Source organism: Ilumatobacter sp. (genome assembly GCF_041688325.1).
Lineage (GTDB): Bacteria > Actinomycetota > Acidimicrobiia > Acidimicrobiales > Ilumatobacteraceae > Ilumatobacter_A.
In genome coordinates this window covers 1-3,440 of sequence record NZ_JBDNIJ010000385.1, presented here as the reverse complement: position 1 = coordinate 3,440, position 3,440 = coordinate 1, and the positions used below count along the sequence as shown (strand labels likewise).

Here is a 3,440-nt window from a genome sequence, read left to right as displayed (position 1 = left end):
GCAGTTGGCGGAGTGCGACGGACAGGGTCGTGAGATCGAACGATTCGGCCCGACGGATCTCGGTCTCCATGTCGATCATCCGGTTGTAAGCCGAACGATTGGCCTCGATCCACGCCTCTGGCGAGCCTTCGGCCGTGCGGAGCACGTGCGCTGTGAGGTCTGCGAGGACTGTCATCAGGTCGTCACGGAGCGACGCTCGGGCCTGCGTCTGCCAGCGATCAGAACGCGGCAGCGCACCGATTCCATCCCAGAGCCAACCGACCTCAAACGATTCGAAAACCGACCAGTAAGCCGTGCCAGCATCGGCCACGTTGCGCGACTCGGCATGCGCGATCTCGACGATATCGAAGCTCGTGTGTAGCCACGGCCAACGGGCCGACCGGGCTGCCAGCGCGGGCGGCACGTTCGCTGCGATCCGTTCGTCGCAGACAGACCGGATCTCGGTGGCCACCCGCCCGCCGACCACGTCGTCGAGCGACTCGCTCAAGAAAGCGAAGCCCGCCGAGAAGGTGTCGATCGCTACCGCGATGTCAATGGGTGCGTGACGCCGCCGGAGCAACCACGTGGTGGAGCGTTCGGCCATGCGCCGGACGTCCAAGAAGAGTTCGATCTGCACGTCGAGGTCGATCGAACTGCCGAGCAAATCCACCTCCCGCCACAGGTCGCTGAAGTCAAGGATGTTCCGGGATGCAACAAATGCTCGGGCCACATCGGCAACCGATGCGCCCGATTGCTCGGTCATTCTGTGATCGAACGAGATGCCCGCGAGGTTCACCATATTGTTGACCAGGCCGGTAGCGATGATCTCGCGACGGAGCCGATGGGTGCGGATGGCCTCGGGGAAGCGCTCGCGGAGCGGACGGGGGAAATATCCGAAAAGGTCGGCTTCGAGGATCGCCTCGTCGGGAAGGTCGCTCGCAATGACCTGCCCAATGTCAGCGTTCTTCGTCGACGCGATCAGCACCGCGAACTCCGGGGCTCGAAGCCCACTGCCGGCACTCTGGCGTTCTGCGATCTGCTTGTCGTTGGGAAGCGCTTCGAGTGCCCGGTCGAGGTGACCCTCCTCTTCGAGGGTCTCCAGATAACGGGCGTGCACGTTGACCATCGGCAACGACTGTGTGCGCGCGATCATCAACGCGAGCGTCTGTGCACGGTTGTCGTCGAGTACCAGTTCGGCGACCTCGTCGGTCATCTCTTCGAGGAGCGCGTTCCGATCAACGTCAGAAAGCTCACGATTCGCGACGAGGCCGGCGAGCGCGATCTTGATGTTCACCTCGTGGTCGCTGCAGTCGACGCCGGCAGAGTTGTCGATGGCATCGGTGTAGATCAAGCCGCCAGCCATTGCGTACTCGACCCGACCCAGCTGGGTGAGCCCCAGGTTGCCACCTTCGCCGACGATGCTGCAGCGCAGATCGGCACCGTCGACTCGGATCGCATCATTCGCGCGGTCACCGACCGACTCGTGTGACTCGGTGCTTGCCTTGACGTACGTGCCGATACCACCGTTCCACAGCAGCTCAACTGGGGCTCGAAGGATGGCCGACAGCAGCGCATTCGGGGCCAGTTCGATGATCCCGTCGGCCAGGCCGAGCGCTGTTCGTACCCGGTCAGAAAGAGGAATCGACTTGAGCGCTCGGGAGTACACGCCGCCGCCCTCCGAGATGAGCCCCGGGTCGTAGTCGGCCCAACTCGAGCGCGGCAGCTCAAACAGCCGTTTCCGTTCGGCGAAAGAAACAGCGGCGTTGGGGGTCGGATCGAGGAAGATGTCGCGGTGGTCGAATGCTGCGACCAGTTCGAGGTGTGTCGACAACAACATGCCGTTGCCGAACACGTCACCCGACATGTCACCGACGCCAACAACAGTGAGCGAGTCGGTCTCGACGTCTTTTCCCATCACCCGTGCGTGGCGCCGCACACTCTCCCACGCTCCACGCGCCGTGATGCCCATTACTTTGTGGTCGTAGCCGTTACTCCCACCGGAAGCGAACGCATCACCGAGCCAAAAGCCGTAGTCATCAGCCACCTCGTTGGCAATATCACTGAACGTCGCCGTTCCCTTGTCCGCGGCGACAACGAGATACGGGTCATCGTCGTCGTAGATGACACATGACGGTGGGTGCACGACAATCGTCGCACCTCCGCCTCCTGCCACGAGGTTGTCGGTGACGTCGAGCAACGACCGGATGAAGCGCTGGTACCGATCCACCCCTTCGGCACGGACTGCGTCACGGTCAGACGGCGGGGCAGTGCCTTGCTTGACGACGAAACCGCCCTTGGCCCCAACCGGAATGATCACTGCGTTCTTGACCATCTGGGCTTTCACCAGCCCGAGCACCTCGGTACGGAAATCTTCGCGACGGTCACTCCAGCGCAGACCACCTCGCGATACCGCACCGGCACGCAGATGGACACCCTCGACGCGTGGCGAACACACGAAAATCTCGAACATCGGCCGTGGCTCCGGTAGAAATCCGACCGACTTCGCATCAAGTTTGACAGCGATCTCTTCGGCAAGCGCACCATCAGGGCGAGGGCGATAGGCATTGGTTCGCGTCGTGGCGTCGATCAGGACCAGCACGGCCCGACAGATGCGGTCGTCATCGAGCGATGGCACCCGTTCGAGCCGTCCCAAGACATCGGCGCGCACGGCGTTGGCGACGACCGCCGACTCGATCGGGCTGGGCTCACTCGCAGGGTCGAAGCGCGCTGCGAAGAGGTCAAGTAACGCGCTGGCGATCGGAGCGAGCCGAACCAACACGTCCTCGATGTACTTCTGGCTGAAGGGAAAACCGGCCTGCTGGAGATAACGCGAGTAGGTCCGGAGTATCGCCACCTGTCGAATGGTGACGCCTGCAGCGAGCACCAGACGATTGAGCCCATCGGCCTCCACATCACCATGGAGTAGTGCGCGGAATCCGAGTTGCACCTCGGAGATCTGTCGATCGGTGGGTTCGAGATCGCCATCCAGACGGACACCGATGTCATACAGGCGCACCGTGTCGTGCCCGACAACGAACTCGCTCGGGTGCTCTTCGACCGCGTGGAGTCCGAGGTGGGCAAGCTGCGGGACGAGTTCGGCAATCGTCGAAGCGTGGTCGCGGCGGAACACCTTGAAACGCCACTCTCCTGTCGTCGCGTCGGTCGATCGACTCATCGAGGTCGCGACCGATTCGTCTTTTCGCTCGATCAGTTCAGCGACACGCAGCAGGTCATCGACAGCGCACTCCGGCTCGACCCGTGCTCGGTAGTCGCGCTCGATGCCCTCACCCACGAGGTCGAACACGTCCCGAGCGCGCTGCGCCCCGGCCCGAGCCACAAGTGCTTGGCGTGCTTGGTCATCCCACGATGCGGTTGCAGCATCGACGATCTCGGCCAGTCGATCGAGGTCGACCGGCCCGCTCGTGCGGACCGTCATCGAGATACGGGCGAGCGAACTCGAG

Annotated in this window: 1 protein-coding gene; it reads right to left on the bottom strand. The window is 63.0% G+C overall.

The genetic code is table 11. The features are described from left to right. Positions 1–3,415: NAD-glutamate dehydrogenase domain-containing protein (locus tag ACH2EI_RS19410; protein WP_395161227.1), on the bottom strand; the 3,415-nt coding region annotated here is incomplete at its 3' end. Positions 3,416–3,440: the final 25 nt, after the last annotated feature.